Origin of the sequence: Pseudomonas germanica (genome assembly GCF_019614655.1) — a bacterium.
GTDB lineage: Bacteria > Pseudomonadota > Gammaproteobacteria > Pseudomonadales > Pseudomonadaceae > Aquipseudomonas > Aquipseudomonas neuropathica.
On the sequence record NZ_CP071586.1, the window covers coordinates 1540910 to 1557493 of the forward strand.

At 60.1% G+C, this 16584-nt stretch carries 15 protein-coding genes; 4 read left to right on the forward strand and 11 right to left on the reverse strand.

Annotation, left to right across the window (positions count from 1 at the left end):
- Window positions 1-410: 410 nt before the first annotated feature.
- Window positions 411-668: a DUF6124 family protein gene (locus J0G10_RS06685; protein ID WP_160038485.1), complete on the forward strand. Its 258-nt coding sequence runs from the start codon at window positions 411-413 to the stop codon at window positions 666-668.
- Between the two features lie 60 nt (window positions 669-728).
- Here J0G10_RS06685 and J0G10_RS06690 read toward each other — a convergent pair whose 3' ends face one another.
- The 3 genes from J0G10_RS06690 to plsB form a co-directional block, all read right to left on the reverse strand.
- Window positions 729-1418 carry a DUF4197 domain-containing protein gene (locus J0G10_RS06690; RefSeq protein ID WP_007908873.1) on the reverse strand — a complete coding sequence of 230 codons (690 nt, stop codon included), beginning with the start codon at window positions 1416-1418 and terminating at the stop codon, window positions 729-731.
- A 40-nt stretch (window positions 1419-1458) separates the two neighbouring features.
- Window positions 1459-1857: a YbaY family lipoprotein gene (locus tag J0G10_RS06695; RefSeq protein ID WP_093436640.1), complete on the reverse strand. Its 399-nt coding sequence runs from the start codon at window positions 1855-1857 to the stop codon at window positions 1459-1461.
- A 116-nt stretch (window positions 1858-1973) separates the two neighbouring features.
- Window positions 1974-4475: a glycerol-3-phosphate 1-O-acyltransferase PlsB gene (gene plsB / locus J0G10_RS06700; RefSeq protein ID WP_095050388.1), complete on the reverse strand. Its 2502-nt coding sequence runs from the start codon at window positions 4473-4475 to the stop codon at window positions 1974-1976.
- A gap of 237 nt (window positions 4476-4712) precedes the next feature.
- Here plsB and J0G10_RS06705 point away from each other — a divergent pair, with 237 nt between their 5' ends.
- The gene (locus J0G10_RS06705) at window positions 4713-4922 is read left to right on the forward strand and encodes a cold-shock protein (protein WP_007908870.1); all 210 of its coding nucleotides are present in this window, start codon (window positions 4713-4715) and stop codon (window positions 4920-4922) included.
- A gap of 200 nt (window positions 4923-5122) precedes the next feature.
- Here J0G10_RS06705 and J0G10_RS06710 read toward each other — a convergent pair whose 3' ends face one another.
- The 4 genes from J0G10_RS06710 to J0G10_RS06725 all read right to left on the reverse strand — a co-directional run bounded on the left by J0G10_RS06710 (window position 5123) and on the right by J0G10_RS06725 (window position 10327).
- On the reverse strand, window positions 5123-5500 hold the full coding sequence (locus J0G10_RS06710) for a hypothetical protein (protein ID WP_220558148.1): 378 nt from the start codon (window positions 5498-5500) through the stop codon (window positions 5123-5125).
- Window positions 5501-5575: 75 nt separating this feature from the next.
- A complete protein-coding gene (locus J0G10_RS06715) occupies window positions 5576-6385 on the reverse strand; it encodes a putative RNA methyltransferase (protein ID WP_220558149.1) in 810 nt (269 codons plus the stop codon).
- Window positions 6385-7536 carry a succinyl-diaminopimelate desuccinylase gene (dapE, locus tag J0G10_RS06720; protein ID WP_220558151.1) on the reverse strand — a complete coding sequence of 384 codons (1152 nt, stop codon included), beginning with the start codon at window positions 7534-7536 and terminating at the stop codon, window positions 6385-6387. The genes J0G10_RS06715 and dapE overlap by 1 nt, the downstream gene beginning before the upstream one ends.
- Before the next feature lie 202 nt (window positions 7537-7738).
- On the reverse strand, window positions 7739-10327 hold the full coding sequence (locus J0G10_RS06725) for a glycosyltransferase (protein ID WP_220558153.1): 2589 nt from the start codon (window positions 10325-10327) through the stop codon (window positions 7739-7741).
- 214 nt (window positions 10328-10541) lie between these two features.
- Between J0G10_RS06725 and tcdA the strand changes: the two genes are divergently transcribed.
- Complete coding sequence (tcdA, locus tag J0G10_RS06730; protein WP_095050392.1) at window positions 10542-11360, forward strand: tRNA cyclic N6-threonylcarbamoyladenosine(37) synthase TcdA; 819 nt, start codon at window positions 10542-10544, stop codon at window positions 11358-11360.
- 126 nt (window positions 11361-11486) lie between these two features.
- Here tcdA and J0G10_RS06735 read toward each other — a convergent pair whose 3' ends face one another.
- The 4 genes from J0G10_RS06735 to J0G10_RS06750 form a co-directional block, all read right to left on the reverse strand.
- Entirely contained in the window at window positions 11487-11891 is a 405-nt protein-coding gene (locus J0G10_RS06735; protein ID WP_095050393.1) for a SufE family protein, read from the reverse strand.
- A complete protein-coding gene (locus J0G10_RS06740; RefSeq protein WP_220558160.1) occupies window positions 11888-13093 on the reverse strand; it encodes an aminotransferase class V-fold PLP-dependent enzyme in 1206 nt (401 codons plus the stop codon). The genes J0G10_RS06735 and J0G10_RS06740 overlap by 4 nt, the downstream gene beginning before the upstream one ends.
- Before the next feature lie 133 nt (window positions 13094-13226).
- A complete protein-coding gene (gene dapD / locus J0G10_RS06745) occupies window positions 13227-14261 on the reverse strand; it encodes a 2,3,4,5-tetrahydropyridine-2,6-dicarboxylate N-succinyltransferase (protein WP_095050395.1) in 1035 nt (344 codons plus the stop codon).
- Between the two features lie 33 nt (window positions 14262-14294).
- Window positions 14295-14657 (reverse strand): ArsC family reductase, encoded by a 363-nt coding sequence (locus tag J0G10_RS06750; protein WP_003222107.1) that lies wholly within the window; start codon window positions 14655-14657, stop codon window positions 14295-14297.
- A gap of 286 nt (window positions 14658-14943) precedes the next feature.
- On the opposite strand from J0G10_RS06750, the gene J0G10_RS06755 reads away from it, so the two are divergent.
- Complete coding sequence (locus J0G10_RS06755; protein WP_220558162.1) at window positions 14944-16575, forward strand: Na+/H+ antiporter; 1632 nt, start codon at window positions 14944-14946, stop codon at window positions 16573-16575.
- Window positions 16576-16584 lie beyond the last annotated feature (9 nt).

Genomic DNA, 16584 nt, shown 5'->3' on the forward strand with positions numbered 1-16584 from the left:
GACGGCCCGCCAGCTGTCCAATTTCTCTCTGCATGGACTCCTTCCAACCTGTGGGAGCCAGCCTGCTGGCGATGACGATCGGACAGGCAAAATTGTTTAACCGTGTTGCGAAAACACAGAACCTTCCCACAAGGTTTTCAGGTTGTCCGTCGGAAGCGCGATCTCTAGGCTAGGTCTGTCGCTGCAAAAATCAGCGACCGGGTTTCGCAGCCCGGTTAAACTTCAGACGCACAGCGTCCACCATCCGAAAGCGGGCGCTTTTTTATGCCTGTGTCATGGCGGTTGTGCGCGGGATACCTTCGGGTATGCCGGGTGCCTGAAGTCCCGGTCTGCGAACCTGCGTACAGCTGCCACCTAACTTTCGTTTCGCAGCGAACGGTGGCGGCTCCACTACTTCAGGAGATTTCGCCATGTTCAAAACCACTCCCAATCCCCCCAAACCCGTCAGCCATCCCAGCACAATTTTTACCGTCCTTCCCGAAGTCGATTCCGAAACATTACTCGCTCACGCCTGTGAAACTCTGGCCTCAGCCAACATCATGGCCAGCGAACTGGCGTTCACCCTGAATGGCCCGACGTGTAGTCAGCTTCTGGGTATTCAGCAGATGATTTCCCTCGCTGAGCTGTCGGTGAATCGCGTCCTCGATCAAGTCGATCCGCAAAACTGACGCCCACAAAAAAGCCCGCTGAACCGGTAAAGGTCAGCGGGCTTTTTGTCGTTCAGCACATTACAACGTGCCGAACACCTTCTTCGCCAGACTGGTCGCCGCAGCGGCCGGGTTCTGGCGGATGGTTTCTTCCTGTTTGCCGATCATCTCGAACAAGCCATTCAGCGCTTGCTCGGTCACGTAGTTTTCAACGTTGGCGCTCTTCGCATCGACAACGCCAAACGCAGCAGCCTGACCAGCGAACGAGTTGTACTTCTGTGCTACGCCAACCTTGTCGGTCGCCTGTTTGACGATCGGCAGGAACTTGGCGCGGATCTGTTCGCGGCTGGATTTGTCGAGGTATTGCGTGGCCGAGTCCTTGCCGCCGCTGAGGATGCCTTTGGCGTCTGCCACGCTCATTTTCTTCACGGCGTCGACGAGGATGGGCTGGGCTTGAGTTACAGCGCTTTCCGCCGCTTTGTTCATCGCGGTTTCCAGTTCTTCAACCTGAGCGCCCATGCCGAAGGCTTTCATCTTGCTCGCGGCCTTGCCGAGTTTGCCCGGCAGCTCGATCTTCACGTCGGGGTTGTTGCTGAAGCCGCCGGGTGTACCCAGTTGCTTGACGGCGATTTGCGCGCCTTGGGTCAGGGCATCCTTGAGGCCGCCGGTGGCGTCTTTTTGCGACAGGTCACTGAGCGACAGGGCCAGCGCGCTGGCGGAGATCATCAGGCCTGCGCACAGGCCAGCGAAGCGAAGGGTAGGGCGGAGCATGGCGGCTTCCTTGTTGCGGAAAAGGGTTGCGGAAAATGAATTAACGAACGGCGTCGACTCGGATTTTCAGCGGCTGCGGGTCGTTGCCGTCGAGTTGCACGGCGTGGTTTTCGGTGGTGATGAACATCAACTCACCGTTGACTTCAATGCGCGCGCTGACCGAGTAACGGTGGCCAGGTTTGATCTGCGCTGGATCGTAGCTCAAGTGGAAGGGCAGTGGCACCTGGCCTTTGACCGGACCTTTTTGCTCGTCCAGTACTACGGCTGGCGCATCGGCCAACGAAACGTCTTGCAGGCTGACGCTGAGGGTCGCGCTCGGAGGCAGGGCGATGCGCTGCAGGTAGAACACTTCACCGTCGAGGCCTACCTTGCCGGCAGGTGTGGTCGACTGGCAGGCGCTGAGCAGTGTAGCGGCGGCGAGCAGAGTCAGTTTTTTCATGGTGTTCTCCATTCAATTGTAGGAGCGAGCCTGCTCGCGATAGCGGTTTAGCATTCAACATTTCAGTTGTCTGACACTCCGTCTTCGCGAGCAAACTCACTCCCACCAGGTTTGCATCAGGTCTCGGGTTGGGCGACGACCTGATCGGCAGCATCCTCACTGCGATGCAGCGCGACCTGGCGAATCGACAAGCGAATTTCCGCCGGCAATACGCGTTTGGCTGCACCTTCGGCGAGCTCGCCAAGCAGTTCGTGATAACTCAGTTTGCCGGCCTCGTCGCGGCGCAGCACGTCGAGGTCGAGCATTGTCTGGATGAAGTGACGGAACAGGCTCTTGTCGAAGAACTCCGGGGCGTTGAGGCCGTGGAGGATCGACAGGCGCTGGGCCATGACCGTGCAGAGATCTTCCAGCTCTTCGGCGCTGATGCTGTTCTGGCCGCTGTTGAGCAGCAAGGACACGGTCATGTAGAAACGCTGCAAGGTCTGGGCGATGCTCTTCGACAGCAGCGTCAGCAGCACGAAATGCCGCGAACTTGGCGCCGGACGCAGATAGACGTCTTTCTCGAAACGCAACAGACCTTGTTCGACGAACGCTTCCAGCCACTGATCGACCACACCGTCCAGTTCGTCCAGCGTCCAGCGAATGAACAGCTCCGATTGCAGGTACGGATACAGCGCGCGGGTGTAGCGCAGGATCTGTTCGCGGCTCATGCGCGAAGCGCTCTGGAAGAAGCTCGCCAGCAGTGCAGGCAACGCGAAGATGTGCAGCACGTTGTTGCGGTAGTAAGTCATCAGGACGGCATTCTGCTCGTCCAGATAGAGAATTTTGCCCAAGGCATCGTTCTGCTCGGCGAGCAGGTCCATGTCTTTCACATGCTCGATCAGCGCACGGCCGTCGCCTTCCGGCAGCGTGGTGTGCGGCGAATACGGGACTTTGCGCAGCAGCGCCAGGTACAGATCCAGTACTCGCGCCATGGCGCGATCGTCCAGCGCCAGACGTGTGGTCGACAGCAGCGCCAGCGCCACCAGGTTGACCGGGTTGATCGCCGCCGCTTCGTTCAAATGCTGCGCGACTTTTTCGCCGAGGCGATTGGTGGTTTCGTTGAGCCACGCTGGTTTGTACTGCGGGCCGAGTTCCTGCTGGCGCCAGTCCGGTTGCTCGGCGTCGAGGAATTCTGCGAGTTTGATCGGCTCACCGAAGTTGACGGCGACCTGACCGAAACGCTGCTTGAGCGCGCCGATGACTTTGAAAATGTCGAAGATCGATTCTTTCTTCTTGCTCGCGCCACGCAATTCGCCGAGGTAGGTGCGACCCTCCAGCACGCGCTCATAGCCGATGTACACCGGCACAAACACGATCGGCATGCGCGACGAACGCAGGAAGCTGCGCATGGTGATCGCGAGCATGCCGGTTTTCGGTTGCAGCATGCGCCCGGTGCGCGAGCGGCCGCCCTCGACGAAGTACTCGACCGGGAAGCCTTTGGTGAACAGCGTGTGCAGATATTCGTTGAACACCGAGGTGTACAGCGGATTGCCCTTGAACGTGCGGCGCATGAAGAACGCACCGCCACGGCGCAGCAGGCTGCCGATCACCGGCATGTTCAGGTTGATCCCGGCGGCGATGTGCGGCGGGGTCAGGCCGTTGCGAAACAGCAAATACGAGAGCAGCAGGTAGTCGATGTGGCTGCGGTGGCACGGCACGTAGATCACTTCGTGACCTTGGGCGACCTTCTGCACGCCTTCGATGTGGTTGACCTTGATACCGTCGTAGATCTTGTTCCAGAACCAGCTCAACACCACTTCAAGGAAGCGGATCGCCGTGTAGGTGTAGTCCGAGGCGATCTCGTTGCCGTAGCGCAAGGCCTGGGCCTTGGCTTTTTCCGCGGAGATGTTTTCGCGCTCGGCTTCGTCGAGGATTGCTTGCTTGACCAATGGCTGGTTGAGCAGGCCTTTGACCAGGTTGCGACGGTGCGAAATGTCCGGGCCGATGACCGCTGCTTTCAGGTTACGGAAGTGTACGCGCAGGATGCGCTGGGCCATGCGCACGGTGCGTTCGTGGCCCTTGTTGTGCTCGATCAGCTCGCGCAGGTGAATCGGTGCGGAGAACTGCACGCGGGTTTTGCGCCCGAGGACGATGATGCTCAGCAGCCGACGTAAACGCCCGGTGACCGCCCAGCTGTCGGCGAACAACAATTTCCAAGGACTGTTTTCGCTGTCCGGCGACTGGCCCCAGAACACGCTGACCGGAATGATCTGCGCGTCTTCAGCAGCGTTCTGCGTCAGTGCGCTGACAAGGCGAGTCAGGGTCGGCGGTGCGCCGCGCTTGTCCTGGCGACCGAGCCAGTCCGGATCCGGCGTCAGGTAGAAAAACGCCGCCGGTTCGATCAGCGAACCCACCGACACCGGCAGCACCGGACGCGGCAGGCCGGCCTTGGTGCACTCGGTATCGACCACGGCCAGATCGGTCAGCGAAGGGTTTTGCAGGACGTAGAACACCGGACGACTGCGGTCGAGGTTGAGGGTGAGCGACGACTGGTTGATCGTCTCCGAGCGAACCCAGAGGTACAACAGTCGGCGCAAGGTGCCAAACACTAGACGGCGGAACGGGGAACGGGTCATACGGCTTCTGCGTGAGTGGATAAACCGAGCGGTTGCTCGGGAGGGCGACAGTTTGCCGTATTCACCGAAAATCGGCAAAAAAGCGGCGAAGTAATCTCCTGTTGAGACTTTCCGCACCTGTCATATACTCGGCGGTCTGTCGCCGGGGGCCTTTTATGGACGTCGGACGCAGGCTGACGTTCCGCAAAGGCTTTCCTGCGAAAAGCCTGTCCAATAATAAAAAAGGAGTATGAACAGATGGCAACACGCGAAACCGGCAACGTGAAGTGGTTCAACGACGCCAAGGGCTACGGCTTTATCCAGCGCGAAGACGGGGTGGACGTGTTCGTGCACTACCGCGCGATTCGCGGCGAAGGGCATCGGTCGCTGACTGAAGGCCAGCAGGTTGAATACGCAGTGATTACTGGCGAGAAGGGGTTGCAGGCTGAGGATGTTGTAGGCCTGTAATGATCGTTCCCACGCTCTGCGTGGGAATGCCTCAACGGACGCTCCGCGTTCGCTTTGGGACGCAGAGCGTCCCGGACTGCATTCCCACGCGGAGCGTGGGAACGATCAAAGATCGCAGCCTTCGGCAGCTCCTACAGCTGTACACATAGCCCTTTAGGAGCTGCCGAAGGCTCGGGCCGCGATCGGACGATCTTTTGCTTTTAAGCGGTTTTCCAGGTGATTTCTTCTTCACCGTCTTCGCTGATGCGCATCCAGCGATCCGCCGTCTCTTCACCTTCCTCTTCAACCCACGTCCCCGGCGCGCAACGCACTTCGACGTTCAGCGCAGCAAACGCGGCGCGGGCGCAGGCGATGTCGTCGTCCCATGGGGTCTGGTCGCTTTCGAGGTACAGGCTGTTCCACTTGCCCACGGCTTTCGGCAGCCAGGTCACCGGCACGTTGCCGGCCGTGCATTTGTAGGTCTGGCCTTTCTGTACCCAGTCACTGCACGGGCCCAACGCTTCGCCCAGCCAGGCCGAAATGGCCTTGTGGTCGACGTCGGCGTCTTTCAGGTAAATCTCGATGTCCGGTTGGCGCATGGATGTCCTCACTGCGGGTCTGAAAAATCCATTCGCGGATTTAGCCGGCCCCGGGCACTCGCCCGAGACCAAAAGTTATTGAAGAACGAAATAATCGTAGCGCATCGACACGGTGGTCACGAACGGCTCAGCCTGTTCGATCACCGCGGCACGACGCTCGGCACTGGCGCGCCAGCCGTGGGGTGTCATCGCCAACAGGTTGGCGCGATCCTCAGGCTTTTCCAGCGTCAGCTTGAATTCCAGGGTTTCACTGTGCGCCAGCGTCATGCCTTCCGGCACCAGGGCCAGATGCTTGTCGTCGGTGTATTCGCGCACTTCGTCATAAAGACGTTCGCGCAACTCCATCAGGTGGCCGCTGGTCGGGCCGACTTTCATCAGACCGCCGCCGACACTGAGCAGCCGCTTGGCTTCTTCCCAGTCCAGAGGACTGAAAACGCTGGCGAGAAACTGGCAACTGCCCGACGCCAACGGCACGCGGGCCATGCTGGCGATCAACCAAGTGATCGCCGGATTACGCTTGCAGGCACGTTTGACCGCTTCGCGGGAAATGTCCAGTGCGTAGCCGTCAGCGTTCGGTAAGGCCTCGGCGATCTGCGCGGTGTAGTAACCCTCGCCACAACCGATATCGACCCAGCGATCTGGCGCATAACTCGCCGCCAGCTCGGCCAGACGCTTGGCCACCGGCGCGTAATGCCCTGCGTTCAAGAAGTCCCGGCGTGCTTCGACCATGGCCTGGTTGTCGCCAGGGTCGCGGCTGTTTTTGTGCTGCACCGGCAACAGGTTCAGGTAACCCTGGCGCGCACGGTCGAAGCGATGGTCGGCGGGGCAGACCACGCCGTTGTCCACCGCATTCAGCGGTTCACTGCAGATGGGGCAAGCGAGCATCAGGCGAGCAACTTGATCAGGGTCTGGTAGTAGATCTCGGTCAGTACGTCGAGATCGGCTGCCAGTACGCGTTCGTTGACCTGGTGGATGGTCGCGTTGACCGGGCCCAGTTCAACCACTTGCGTGCCCATGGTCGCGATGAAACGGCCGTCGGACGTTCCGCCGCTGGTGGACGCTTTAGTCTCGCGACCGGTGATGTCCTTGATGCTCGCCGACACCGCGTCGAGCAGTGCGCCTGGTTCGGTGAGGAACGGCAGGCCGGACAGTGCCCAGTCGATGTGCCAGTCCAGATCGTGCTTGTCGAGAATATCGGCCACGCGTTTCTGCAGGCCTTCGACGGTCGATTCGGTGGAGAAGCGGAAGTTGAACACCGCCACCAGATCACCCGGAATCACGTTGGTCGCGCCAGTGCCGGAATTGACGTTGGAGATCTGGAAACTGGTCGGCGGGAAGAAATCGTTGCCATGATCCCAGTGCTCGGCGGCCAGTTCGGCCAGCGCCGGAGCAGCGAGGTGGATCGGGTTCTTCGCCAGGTGCGGATAGGCTACGTGGCCCTGAATGCCTTTGACGGTGAGCTTGGCACCGAGCGAGCCGCGACGGCCGTTTTTCACCACGTCGCCAACCAAAGTGGTGCTCGACGGTTCGCCGACGATGCACCAGTCCAGACGCTCGTTGCGTGCTGCCAGACGCTCGACCACAGCCTTGGTGCCGTGGTGCGCCGGGCCTTCTTCGTCGCTGGTGATCAGGAACGCGACCTTGCCCTTGTGGTTCGGGTAGTCAGCGACAAAGCGCTCGGTGGCGACGGTCATCGACGCCAGGCTGCCTTTCATGTCCGCCGCGCCACGGCCGCAGAGCATGCCGTGTTCGTCGATCAGCGCGTTGAACGGGTCGATCTGCCACGCCGTGACCGGGCCGGTCGGCACCACGTCGGTGTGGCCGGCGAAGCACAGCACCGGGCCGTCGTTGTTGCCGTGGGTCGCCCAGAAGTTATCCACATCTTCGATGCGCATCGGCTCGAGGCTGAAACCGGCATCGCCCAGGCGCTGCATCATCTGCTTCTGGCAATCGGCGTCGACCGGCGTCACGGACGGACGGCGGATCAGGTCGATGGCGAGTTGGAGGGTCGGCGAAAGGTCGGCGTGGGCCGTCATGTAATAACTCCGGGTGCGCACGGTAAACCTGTAGGAGCTGCCGCAGGCTGCGATCTTTTGATTTTGTTTTTTAAAATCAACAGCAAGATCAAAAGATCGCAGCCTTCGGCAGCTCCTACCGAGTTTGTTGGCATTGAAAAAGGCGGTCATTCTAAAGCAAAACGGCGGCCCGAAGGCCGCCGTTTGACGTATCCGTTACTGATTATGCTGTTGCCGGCTCAGGCGCAGTGGCCGGTTTAGGCAGCGACGACAGGAACGCCATGATCAGCGCCGCCAGATACGGCAGCGACTGCACCAGCAACATCACCACCCAGAAACGCATGTCGTTGCTCGGCATGCCGTTGACCAGGAAGATCCCCAGCGCCGCGCCCCACAACAGCAGCATGATGAACAGCTCTTCCCGTGCCTCGGAAATTGCCACCCAGAAGCCGTGGCTGTCAGCGTTTTTTGGCGTGCGTATGAACGGAATGCTGCTGGTGAAAAAGCCATACAGCACCGCTTTGGCGATGGTGTGCGACAACGCCAGCCCGGCCAGTGCCGCGCAAAACGCATCTTTCAGGTTCACGCCGACCGCGCGACGGTAGAGGAAGATGATCTTGCCGACCTTGAACACGAACAGCGCCAGTGGCGGGATCGCGAAGATCAGCAGCGGCGGATCGACCCGTTGCGGCACGATGATCATTGCCGCCGACCACAACAGCGCGCCGACGGTGAAGAAGATGTTCATGCCGTCCGCGACCCACGGCAACCAGCCCGCGAGGAAGTGGTAACGCTGGCCACGGGTCAGCTCGGTGTCCTTGCCACGCAGCAGACTGCCGGTGTGGCGTTTGATGATCTGAATCGCACCGTAGGCCCAGCGGAAACGCTGTTTCTTGAAGTCGATAAACGTATCCGGCATCAGGCCCTTGCCGTAGCTGTCGTGGTAATACGCCGCCGACAAGCCTTTTTCGAACACGCGCAGACCGAGTTCGGCGTCTTCACAGATGCACCAGTCGGCCCAGCCCAATTCTTCCAGCACCGAGCGGCGGGTCATGGTCATGGTGCCGTGCTGGATGATTGCGTCACGGTCGTTACGAGTGACCATGCCGATATGGAAGAAGCCTTTGTATTCGGCGTAGCAGAGCTTCTTGAAGGTGCTTTCGTTCTGGTCGCGGTAATCCTGCGGCGACTGCACCACGGCGATTTTCGGGTCAGCGAAGTGCGGCACCATGTGCTTGAGCCAGTTCGGATGCACGCAGTAATCGGAGTCGATCACCGCGATCACTTCGGCATCCTTGGCGGTGTGCGGAATCAGGTAGTTCAGCGCGCCACCCTTGAAACCGGCCAGGGGCGAGACGTGGAAGAACTTGAAGCGCGGGCCGAGGGTTGCGCAGTAATCGCGCACCGGTTCCCACACCGCCGGGTCCTTGGTGTTGTTGTCGATGATCAGGACTTCGTAGTCCGGATAATCGAGGGCGGCGAGGGCGTCGAGGGTCTGTTTGACCATGTCCGGCGGCTCGTTGTAGCACGGCACATGGATCGAGACTTTCGGGCGATAGCTGGAGTCGCCCTCGACCGGCAGGAACTCACGCCGCCGCTTGTGAATCCACACCGCTTCGGCCAGTTCATGGGCTTCCGTCAGCAAGACGATAAACACTCCGAGCGCACCCAGTGCCAAGAGGAAGCCGACCGTCAAACTGAACCACGTGCTGTATTGCAGGCTGTAGTCGTAACCGATCCACACCAGCACCGAACCACAGAGGAAGGCGATAAAGGTCAGGAAGATCCGCCCACGCTGACGCAGCGCCGAGCCGTCGATCATCAGCAGGGTCAGCGACAGCAACGCCAATACCACCGAACCGACTGCCAGCACTCGCCATTGCGGGATCGCGACCACCGGGCCTTCGAAGTTGAATTTCTGCTGACGCGCAGCGTTGAACACGCCCCAGTACGCGCCGACCGAGCCTTCGTCGCTGGCCTTCCACGGCTGGTCAAACGCTTCGATCACGAAGTAGTTGAAGCCTTGGCGGTTGAGCTTGTTGACCAGTGTGCGCAGGTAGATCGCCTGATCCGCCGGCGACGCATCGGCGCCACCGCGCATGCGACCGTTGCTCGGCCAGCCGACTTCGGAGAGCAGCAGCGGTTTTTTCGGGAACATCTTTTTCAGATCGCGGGCGCGGTCGAAAACGAACTGCCCGGCCTTGTCGACCGGGATGAATTCCCAGTACGGCAGAACGTGCGCAGCGATCAGGTCAACGTGCTTGGCCAGTTCCGGGTGTTCTTCCCAGACGTGCCATTGCTCGGAGGTGGTCACCGGCACTTTCACCGCCGCGCGCACGCGATCGAGCAATACGCTCAGCTCTTGGGCGGTGATTTCCTTGCGGAAGATCGCTTCGTTACCGACCACCACGCGAACCACGCTGCGTGAAGTATTGGCCAGTTCGATGGCGCGGGTGATTTCCCGTTCGTTGCGTTCCTGATCGGGGCTGATCCAGATCCCCAATGTCACGCGCAGGCCGAATTCTTCAGCCAGTTTCGGGATGTCTTGCAGCGAGCCGTCGACCGAGTAGATGCGGATGTTGTCCGTCAGCTTGCTCATGATCTCCAGGTCGCGGCGCATTTCGTCGTCAGTCGGGTACTGATCTTTTTGCGGATATTGTCCCTGCTGGAACGGCGAATAGGAGAAACCGGAGATCTGCTCCGGCCAGTTCGGCGCGGAAACCGGGCGATTGATCAGCGCCCAGAAACCGGTGAACAGGGCGGCGATTGCCAGAACCACCACCAGGTTGAGTCCAAATTTACGCGATGACATAGCTATTTCGGGTTCCAAAGGCTGTGGAACGGAGGATCGGTCGGCTATACGCCCGAGGGGCGCGCATCCTACACCGGCAGTTCGCAAGTCGTACATCAGACAGGGAAATGCCCGACATTGGGCAGCCGACTTTGACTTAAGTTCTTACACTTGTAGTTCGAAGCTTAAAACTTGTCGCTGTGTAGCCCTATAATGCGCGCCGGTTTTTGGGGTAATGGTCATGAGTACAGAAGATCCGCGGTTTGCAGGCATCGCCCGTTTGTATGGCATCGAAGGCATGGAGCGCTTGCGCGCGGCCCATGTGGCGATTGTCGGCGTCGGTGGCGTCGGTTCCTGGGCGGCGGAAGCCATGGCCCGTTGTGGCGTCGGCGAGATTTCGCTGTTCGACCTTGATGACGTTTGCGTCAGCAACGCCAACCGCCAGTTGCACGCGCTGGACAGCACCGTCGGCAAGCCCAAGGTCGAAGTGATGGCCGAGCGTCTGCGCGGGATCAACCCGGATTGCACCGTGCACGCTGTGGCGGATTTTGTCACCCGCGAGACCATGGCCGAATACATCACGCCGAACATCGACTGTGTGATCGACTGCATTGACGCGGTCAACGCCAAGGCTGCGCTGATTGCCTGGTGCAAGCGCCGCAAGATCCAGATCATCACTACCGGCGGTGCGGGCGGGCAGATCGATCCGACGCTGATTCAGGTGTGCGATCTCAACCGCACGTTCAACGACCCGTTGGCCTCGAAAGTGCGTTCGACGTTGCGTCGTGATTATGGTTTTTCGCGCACCGTGACCCGCCATTACAGTGTGCCGTGTGTGTTTTCCACGGAACAGCTGCGCTACCCGAAACCGGATGGCAGTATTTGTTTGCAGAAGAGTTTTGTCGGCGATGGCGTGAAGCTCGACTGCGCCGGCGGGTTTGGTGCGGTGATGATGGTCACAGCGACGTTCGGCATGGTTGCGGCGACCAAGGCTGTGGACAAGATTGTCGCGGGTGTTCGGCGCCCGGCTGACCGAGTCAAACCTCAGGTTTGATCGGTGAGGCCTTGATCGTTCCCACGCTCCGCGTGGGAATGCAGCCCGGGACGCTCCGCGTCCCATCCAGAGCCGAACGCGGAGCGTCCGATGAGGCATTCCCACGCAGAGCATGGGAACGATCAGTTAGCGCGCCAGATCATTCATTCGCTGGAGCACGGCATTGAGGCCATTACTGCGCGATGGCGATAGTTGTCGCGAAAGCCCTAGCTGATTGAACCAGTCCGGTAAATCAACCTGCTGCAGTTCAGTGGCCGACAAACCGTTAACCCGCAACAGCAACAACGCCACCAACCCACGAATCATCCGTGCATCGCTGCTGGCGCTGAATTGCCAGTGACCGTCGTGCAGTTCACCAACCAGCCAGACCTGACTCTCACAGCCATGCACCCGGTTAGCGTCACACTTGTCGGCGTCACTTAGTGGCGGCAAACGATCACCAAACTGCATCAACAACCGCGCCCGTTGTTCCCAGCCCGCTGCATTCTGAAAAGTCTGCAGCGCCTCGGCGGCCTCAACCGGCAAACTCATCGCAACAACTCCAGCGCCTGATCCAGCGCTTCAAAGAAGCGTTCCAGATCCTCGGAATCGTTGTACAGCGCCAGCGACACCCGAATCGCCCCAGCCAGTTCGAAGCTTTTCAGCAGCGGCATCGCGCAGTGATGCCCGGCGCGCACGGCAATACCTTGCTCAGTCAAAAGATGCGCGAGATCGGCGTTATGCACACCCTCGACAACAAAACTCGCCAGCGCCAATTGCGGCTTGCCGAGCAAACGAATGCCGTTACGGGCGGCAAGGCCACGCAGCAGATAGTCATGCAGCGCAGCCTCGTGGGCGGACACCGCGTCCTGATCCAGACCGGCCAGATAATCCAGCGTCGCACCTAGGCCGATCACACTGGCAATCGGCGGTGTGCCCGCTTCAAAACCCAGCGGAGCAGGGCGGAAGCGCGCGTCGTGGTAGTTGGCTTCCAGCACCATTTCGCCGCCAAACTGCCAAGGCTTCAGTTGTTCAAGCGCTGCATTGAGCCCGAACAGAACGCCTAAACCATCCGGCCCATACAGCTTGTGGCTGGAAAACACGTAGAAGTCGCAACCCAGCGCCTGCACGTCATGCCGACCATGCACCACGCCTTGCGCGCCATCGACCACGGTCAGCGCGTTCTGCGCCTTGGCCATGCTCAGCAACGCCGGCAATGGCTGCCACGAACCGAGCACGTTGGACAACTGACTGACTGCCAGCAATCGCGTGCGCGGGCCAATCAGATGCACAGCGGCAGCGAGGTCGATCAGGCCGTCGGCATCCAGCGGCAGAATCACCAGCTTCAGATTGCGCCGTTGTGCCAGTTGCTGCCATGGCAGCAGGTTGGCGTGGTGCTCCAGGGCGCTGATGACAATTTCGTCGCCCGGGTGGAAAAGATGTTCCAGGCCATACGCCAGGAGGTTCAGCGCACTGGTGGCGCCGTGAGTAAAGATGATCTGCCCGCTGTCACCGGCATTCAGCCACTGGGCCACCTTCAGCCGACTGTCCTCGAAAGCCTGCGTGGCGTGGGCGCCGGGCAAGTGTTGCGCGCGATGCACATTGGCTGCGCCATTGGCGTAGTAATGCGTCAGTGCGTCGAGCAGGGCTTGGGGTTTTTGCGTGGTGGCGGCGTTGTCCAGATAGGTCTGGTCTTGCCGTTGCAGCGCGGCGATGGCCGGGAAATCGGCACGCCACGGGGAGGGAATCATCACAGTTTTTAGCCCTGGTGAAGAGGGGCGGGATGTACGCCAAATCCTGTAGGAGTGAGCCTGCTCGCGATGGCGTCCGTGAGGGCGCTAAAAGCATCGCGAGCAGGCTCACTCCTACAATGGATTATTCAAGCACTTAGTTGTGAGCGTGCAGCGCTTCGTTCAGTTCGATCGCCGATTTGTGGGTTTTGCACTCCACTGCACCAGTTTCCGAATTGCGACGGAACAGCAGGTCAGTCTGACCGGCCAGCTCACGCGCTTTCACGACTTTAACCAGATTGTTGTGCTCGTCGAGCAGCGCAACCTTGGTACCGGCCGTCACGTACAGGCCCGACTCAACGGTGTTGCGGTCGCCCAACGGGATACCGATACCGGCGTTGGCGCCGATCAGGCAGCCTTCGCCGACCTTGATCACGATGTTGCCGCCGCCCGACAGGGTGCCCATGGTCGAGCAACCGCCGCCCAAGTCCGAGCCCTTGCCGACGAATACGCCAGCGGAAACGCGGCCTTCGATCATGCCCGGGCCTTCGGTGCCGGCGTTGAAGTTGATGAAGCCTTCGTGCATCACGGTGGTGCCTTCGCCCACGTAAGCACCCAGACGCAGACGCGCGGCGTCAGCGATGCGCACGCCAGCCGGTACCACGTAGTCGGTCATTTTCGGGAACTTGTCCACCGAGAACACTTCCAGCAGCTCGCCACGCAGACGGGCTTCCAGTTGCATTTCCGCCAGTTCGCTCAGGTCGATGGCGCCTTGGCTGGTCCACGCTACGTTCGGCAGCAGCGGGAAGATCCCGGCCAGGCTCACGCCGTGCGGCTTGACCAGACGGTGCGACAGCAGGTGCAGCTTGAGGTAAGCCTCAGGTGTCGAGGTCAGTTGCGCGTCTTCGGCCAGCAGGGTGGCGACCAGCGGCTTGTGGCTTTCGGCCAGACGTGTCAGCAGCTTGCCTTGTACGGCGTCGATGCCTTTCACGGCTTCAGCCAGTTGCGCCGCCTGAGCGGTGGTGAAGGTGATGGCCTGGTTGCCATCGGTGTAACCGAGGATCGGCGCAACCGCCGCGACCAGTTCGGCCGAAGGGTTGAGCAGTGGCTGTGCGTAGAACACTTCCAGCCACGCGCCTTGACGGTTCTGAGTGCCGACACCAAAGGCGATGCTGAACAGGGAATTGGACATGTAAATACACCTCTACAAAGAGTGACGGGCTGCTTACTTCAGAGCGGCCGCGTAGATATCTGGCTTGAAGCCAATCAGGGTTCGATCACCGAGATCGAGCACCGGGCGCTTGATCATCGAGGGTTGAGCGAGCATCAGTTCGATGGCTTTCGACTGGTCGAGATCGGCTTTGCGTTCGTCGTCGAGTTTGCGAAAGGTCGTGCCTGCACGGTTCAACACCGTTTGCCAGCCATGTTCGTCACACCATTGGGTCAGGTGCTCACGGTCGATGCCGGCGGTTTTGTAATCGTGAAAGTCGTAGCTGACAGCGTGTTCATCGAGCCAGGTGCGCGCCTTCTTCATGGTGTCGCAGGCTTTGATGCCGAAAAGGTGCAACGTTTTACTTGAAACGGTCAAGGAATCGCCCCCTTTACAGGTGCTGGAGAAAAATGGTGTCGGATTATGCCATGACCGAACGGTTTCGGGCGCCCGGCTTCATTTCCTTGCATAAATCCCTGTAGGAGCTGTCGAGTGAAACGAGGCTGCGATCTTTTGATTTTGTTTCAAAGATCAAACGATCGCAGCGTGCCGCAGCTCCTACAGGTTTGGCTTTGGTGCGTGCGACATAGGTGCAACGGTCAGACGCATCCTAAGCGGCTAATATGGCAGTTCAACGCTGTCGACTGTCTGAGATTTCCGCTATATGCAAACTGCTTACACCGTCCTGATCCTGCTGATGCTGGTTAGCGTTTCGCGTCTGGTCGGGCGGGTCATTCCGCTGCCTCTGCCACTGGTCCAGATTGCCGCCGGCGCCTTGCTCGCCTGGCCGACCTTGGGTCTGCATGTGGCCCTCGATCCCGAATTGTTCCTGTTTCTGTTCCTGCCGCCCCTGCTGTTTTCCGATGGCTGGCGCATGCCCAAGCGCGAGTTCTGGCATTTGCGCGGGCCGATCCTCACGCTGGCGGTGGGGCTGGTGTTGTTCACTGTGGTCGGCGCCGGGTACTTCATTCATTGGCTGTTGCCGTCCATTCCACTGCCGGTAGCGTTCGCCTTGGCGGCGGTGTTGTCGCCCACCGACGCTGTGGCGGTGTCGGCCATTTCGCAAAACCGCTTGCCGACCCCGTTGATGCATATATTGCAGGGCGAGGCGCTGATGAACGATGCCTCCGGTCTGGTGACCTTCAAGTTCGCCCTGGTGGCGGCCATCACAGGCGTGTTCTCGCTGACCAACGCCAGCCTGACTTTCGTCCTGGTGGCGCTCGGCGGGTTGGCGGTCGGTGTGGCCTTGAGCTGGCTGGTCGGGCGCTTGCGGGCGTGGATGATTGCCCGTGGCTGGGATGATCCGGCGACTCATGTGGTGTTCATGTTGTTGCTGCCGTTCGCGGCTTATGTGCTGGCGGAACGTCTTGGCGTCTCGGGCATTCTCTCGGCCGTGGCGGCGGGGATGATGCAGAGCTGGCTCGATCTGTTGCCACGGCAGACCAGCACCCGATTGCTCAATCGCAGCGTCTGGTCGTTGCTGGAGTTCGCTTTCAATGGTTTGATTTTCCTCCTGCTCGGCCTGCAATTGCCGGACATCATCAAAGCCGTGGTCAGTCACGAGCCGACGTTGTGGCCGACGTTGTTCTATCGCTGCCTCGATGTCGTGGCGATTTTTCTTGCGCTGGTTTTGTTGCGGTTTATCTGGGTGCAGAGCATCTGGCGTTTATCGGTGCTGTTGCGCCGCTTGCGCGGCAAGGGCGAGCTGACGCAAGTCCCGACCGCGCGCTCCTGCTGGCTGCTGACTGTCGGCGGTGTGCGCGGTGCAGTAACGCTGGCCGGCGTGATGTCGGTGCCGATGTTGATGGGCACGGATACGTTTCCTGAGCGTGATCTGCTGATTTTCATCGCCGCCGGGGTGATTCTGCTGTCGCTGATTTCGGCATGCATCGCGCTGCCGCTGTTGTTGCGCGGGATTGAAAAAAGCCCGGACGACAAGCGACGCCAGGAAGTGCGCGATGCCTGGCGCAAAACCGCGGAAGCGGCGATACATGCGCTGGAGACCGAGGAAGCCACCCCGCAGGACGCTGCTCAGGCTGCGCTGTCGGCCGAGTTGAAGGCGCGGATCATGTCCGAATATCGCCATCAACTGGATGTCTTCAACGATTCCGCCGAAGCGCAGGCCCTCGCGTTTCAGATGGATTTACTCGAGCGGCGCATGCGCCTGAAAGCGCTCAGGGCACAGCGTCTGGAACTCTATAGCCTCAGTCGTCATCACCAGATAGGTGATGACGTCCTCAGAGAAGTGTTGGCCGATCTGGATTTGAGTGAGGCCAATCTGGGGAAGGTCAAATAACCCATCAAG

Bases quoted from the DNA above. Each gene is read 5' to 3' on its own strand.
- J0G10_RS06685 (WP_160038485.1), top strand. From the start codon at position 411: ATGTTCAAAACCACTCCCAATCCCCCCAAACCCGTCAGCCATCCCAGC.
- J0G10_RS06690 (WP_007908873.1), bottom strand. From the start codon at position 1,418: ATGCTCCGCCCTACCCTTCGCTTCGCTGGCCTGTGCGCAGGCCTGATG.
- J0G10_RS06695 (WP_093436640.1), bottom strand. From the start codon at position 1,857: ATGAAAAAACTGACTCTGCTCGCCGCCGCTACACTGCTCAGCGCCTGC.
- plsB (WP_095050388.1), bottom strand. From the start codon at position 4,475: ATGACCCGTTCCCCGTTCCGCCGTCTAGTGTTTGGCACCTTGCGCCGA.
- J0G10_RS06705 (WP_007908870.1), top strand. From the start codon at position 4,713: ATGGCAACACGCGAAACCGGCAACGTGAAGTGGTTCAACGACGCCAAG.
- J0G10_RS06710 (WP_220558148.1), bottom strand. From the start codon at position 5,500: ATGCGCCAACCGGACATCGAGATTTACCTGAAAGACGCCGACGTCGAC.
- J0G10_RS06715 (WP_220558149.1), bottom strand. From the start codon at position 6,385: ATGCTCGCTTGCCCCATCTGCAGTGAACCGCTGAATGCGGTGGACAAC.
- dapE (WP_220558151.1), bottom strand. From the start codon at position 7,536: ATGACGGCCCACGCCGACCTTTCGCCGACCCTCCAACTCGCCATCGAC.
- J0G10_RS06725 (WP_220558153.1), bottom strand. From the start codon at position 10,327: ATGTCATCGCGTAAATTTGGACTCAACCTGGTGGTGGTTCTGGCAATC.
- tcdA (WP_095050392.1), top strand. From the start codon at position 10,542: ATGGTCATGAGTACAGAAGATCCGCGGTTTGCAGGCATCGCCCGTTTG.
- J0G10_RS06735 (WP_095050393.1), bottom strand. From the start codon at position 11,891: ATGAGTTTGCCGGTTGAGGCCGCCGAGGCGCTGCAGACTTTTCAGAAT.
- dapD (WP_095050395.1), bottom strand. From the start codon at position 14,261: ATGTCCAATTCCCTGTTCAGCATCGCCTTTGGTGTCGGCACTCAGAAC.
- J0G10_RS06755 (WP_220558162.1), top strand. From the start codon at position 14,944: ATGCAAACTGCTTACACCGTCCTGATCCTGCTGATGCTGGTTAGCGTT.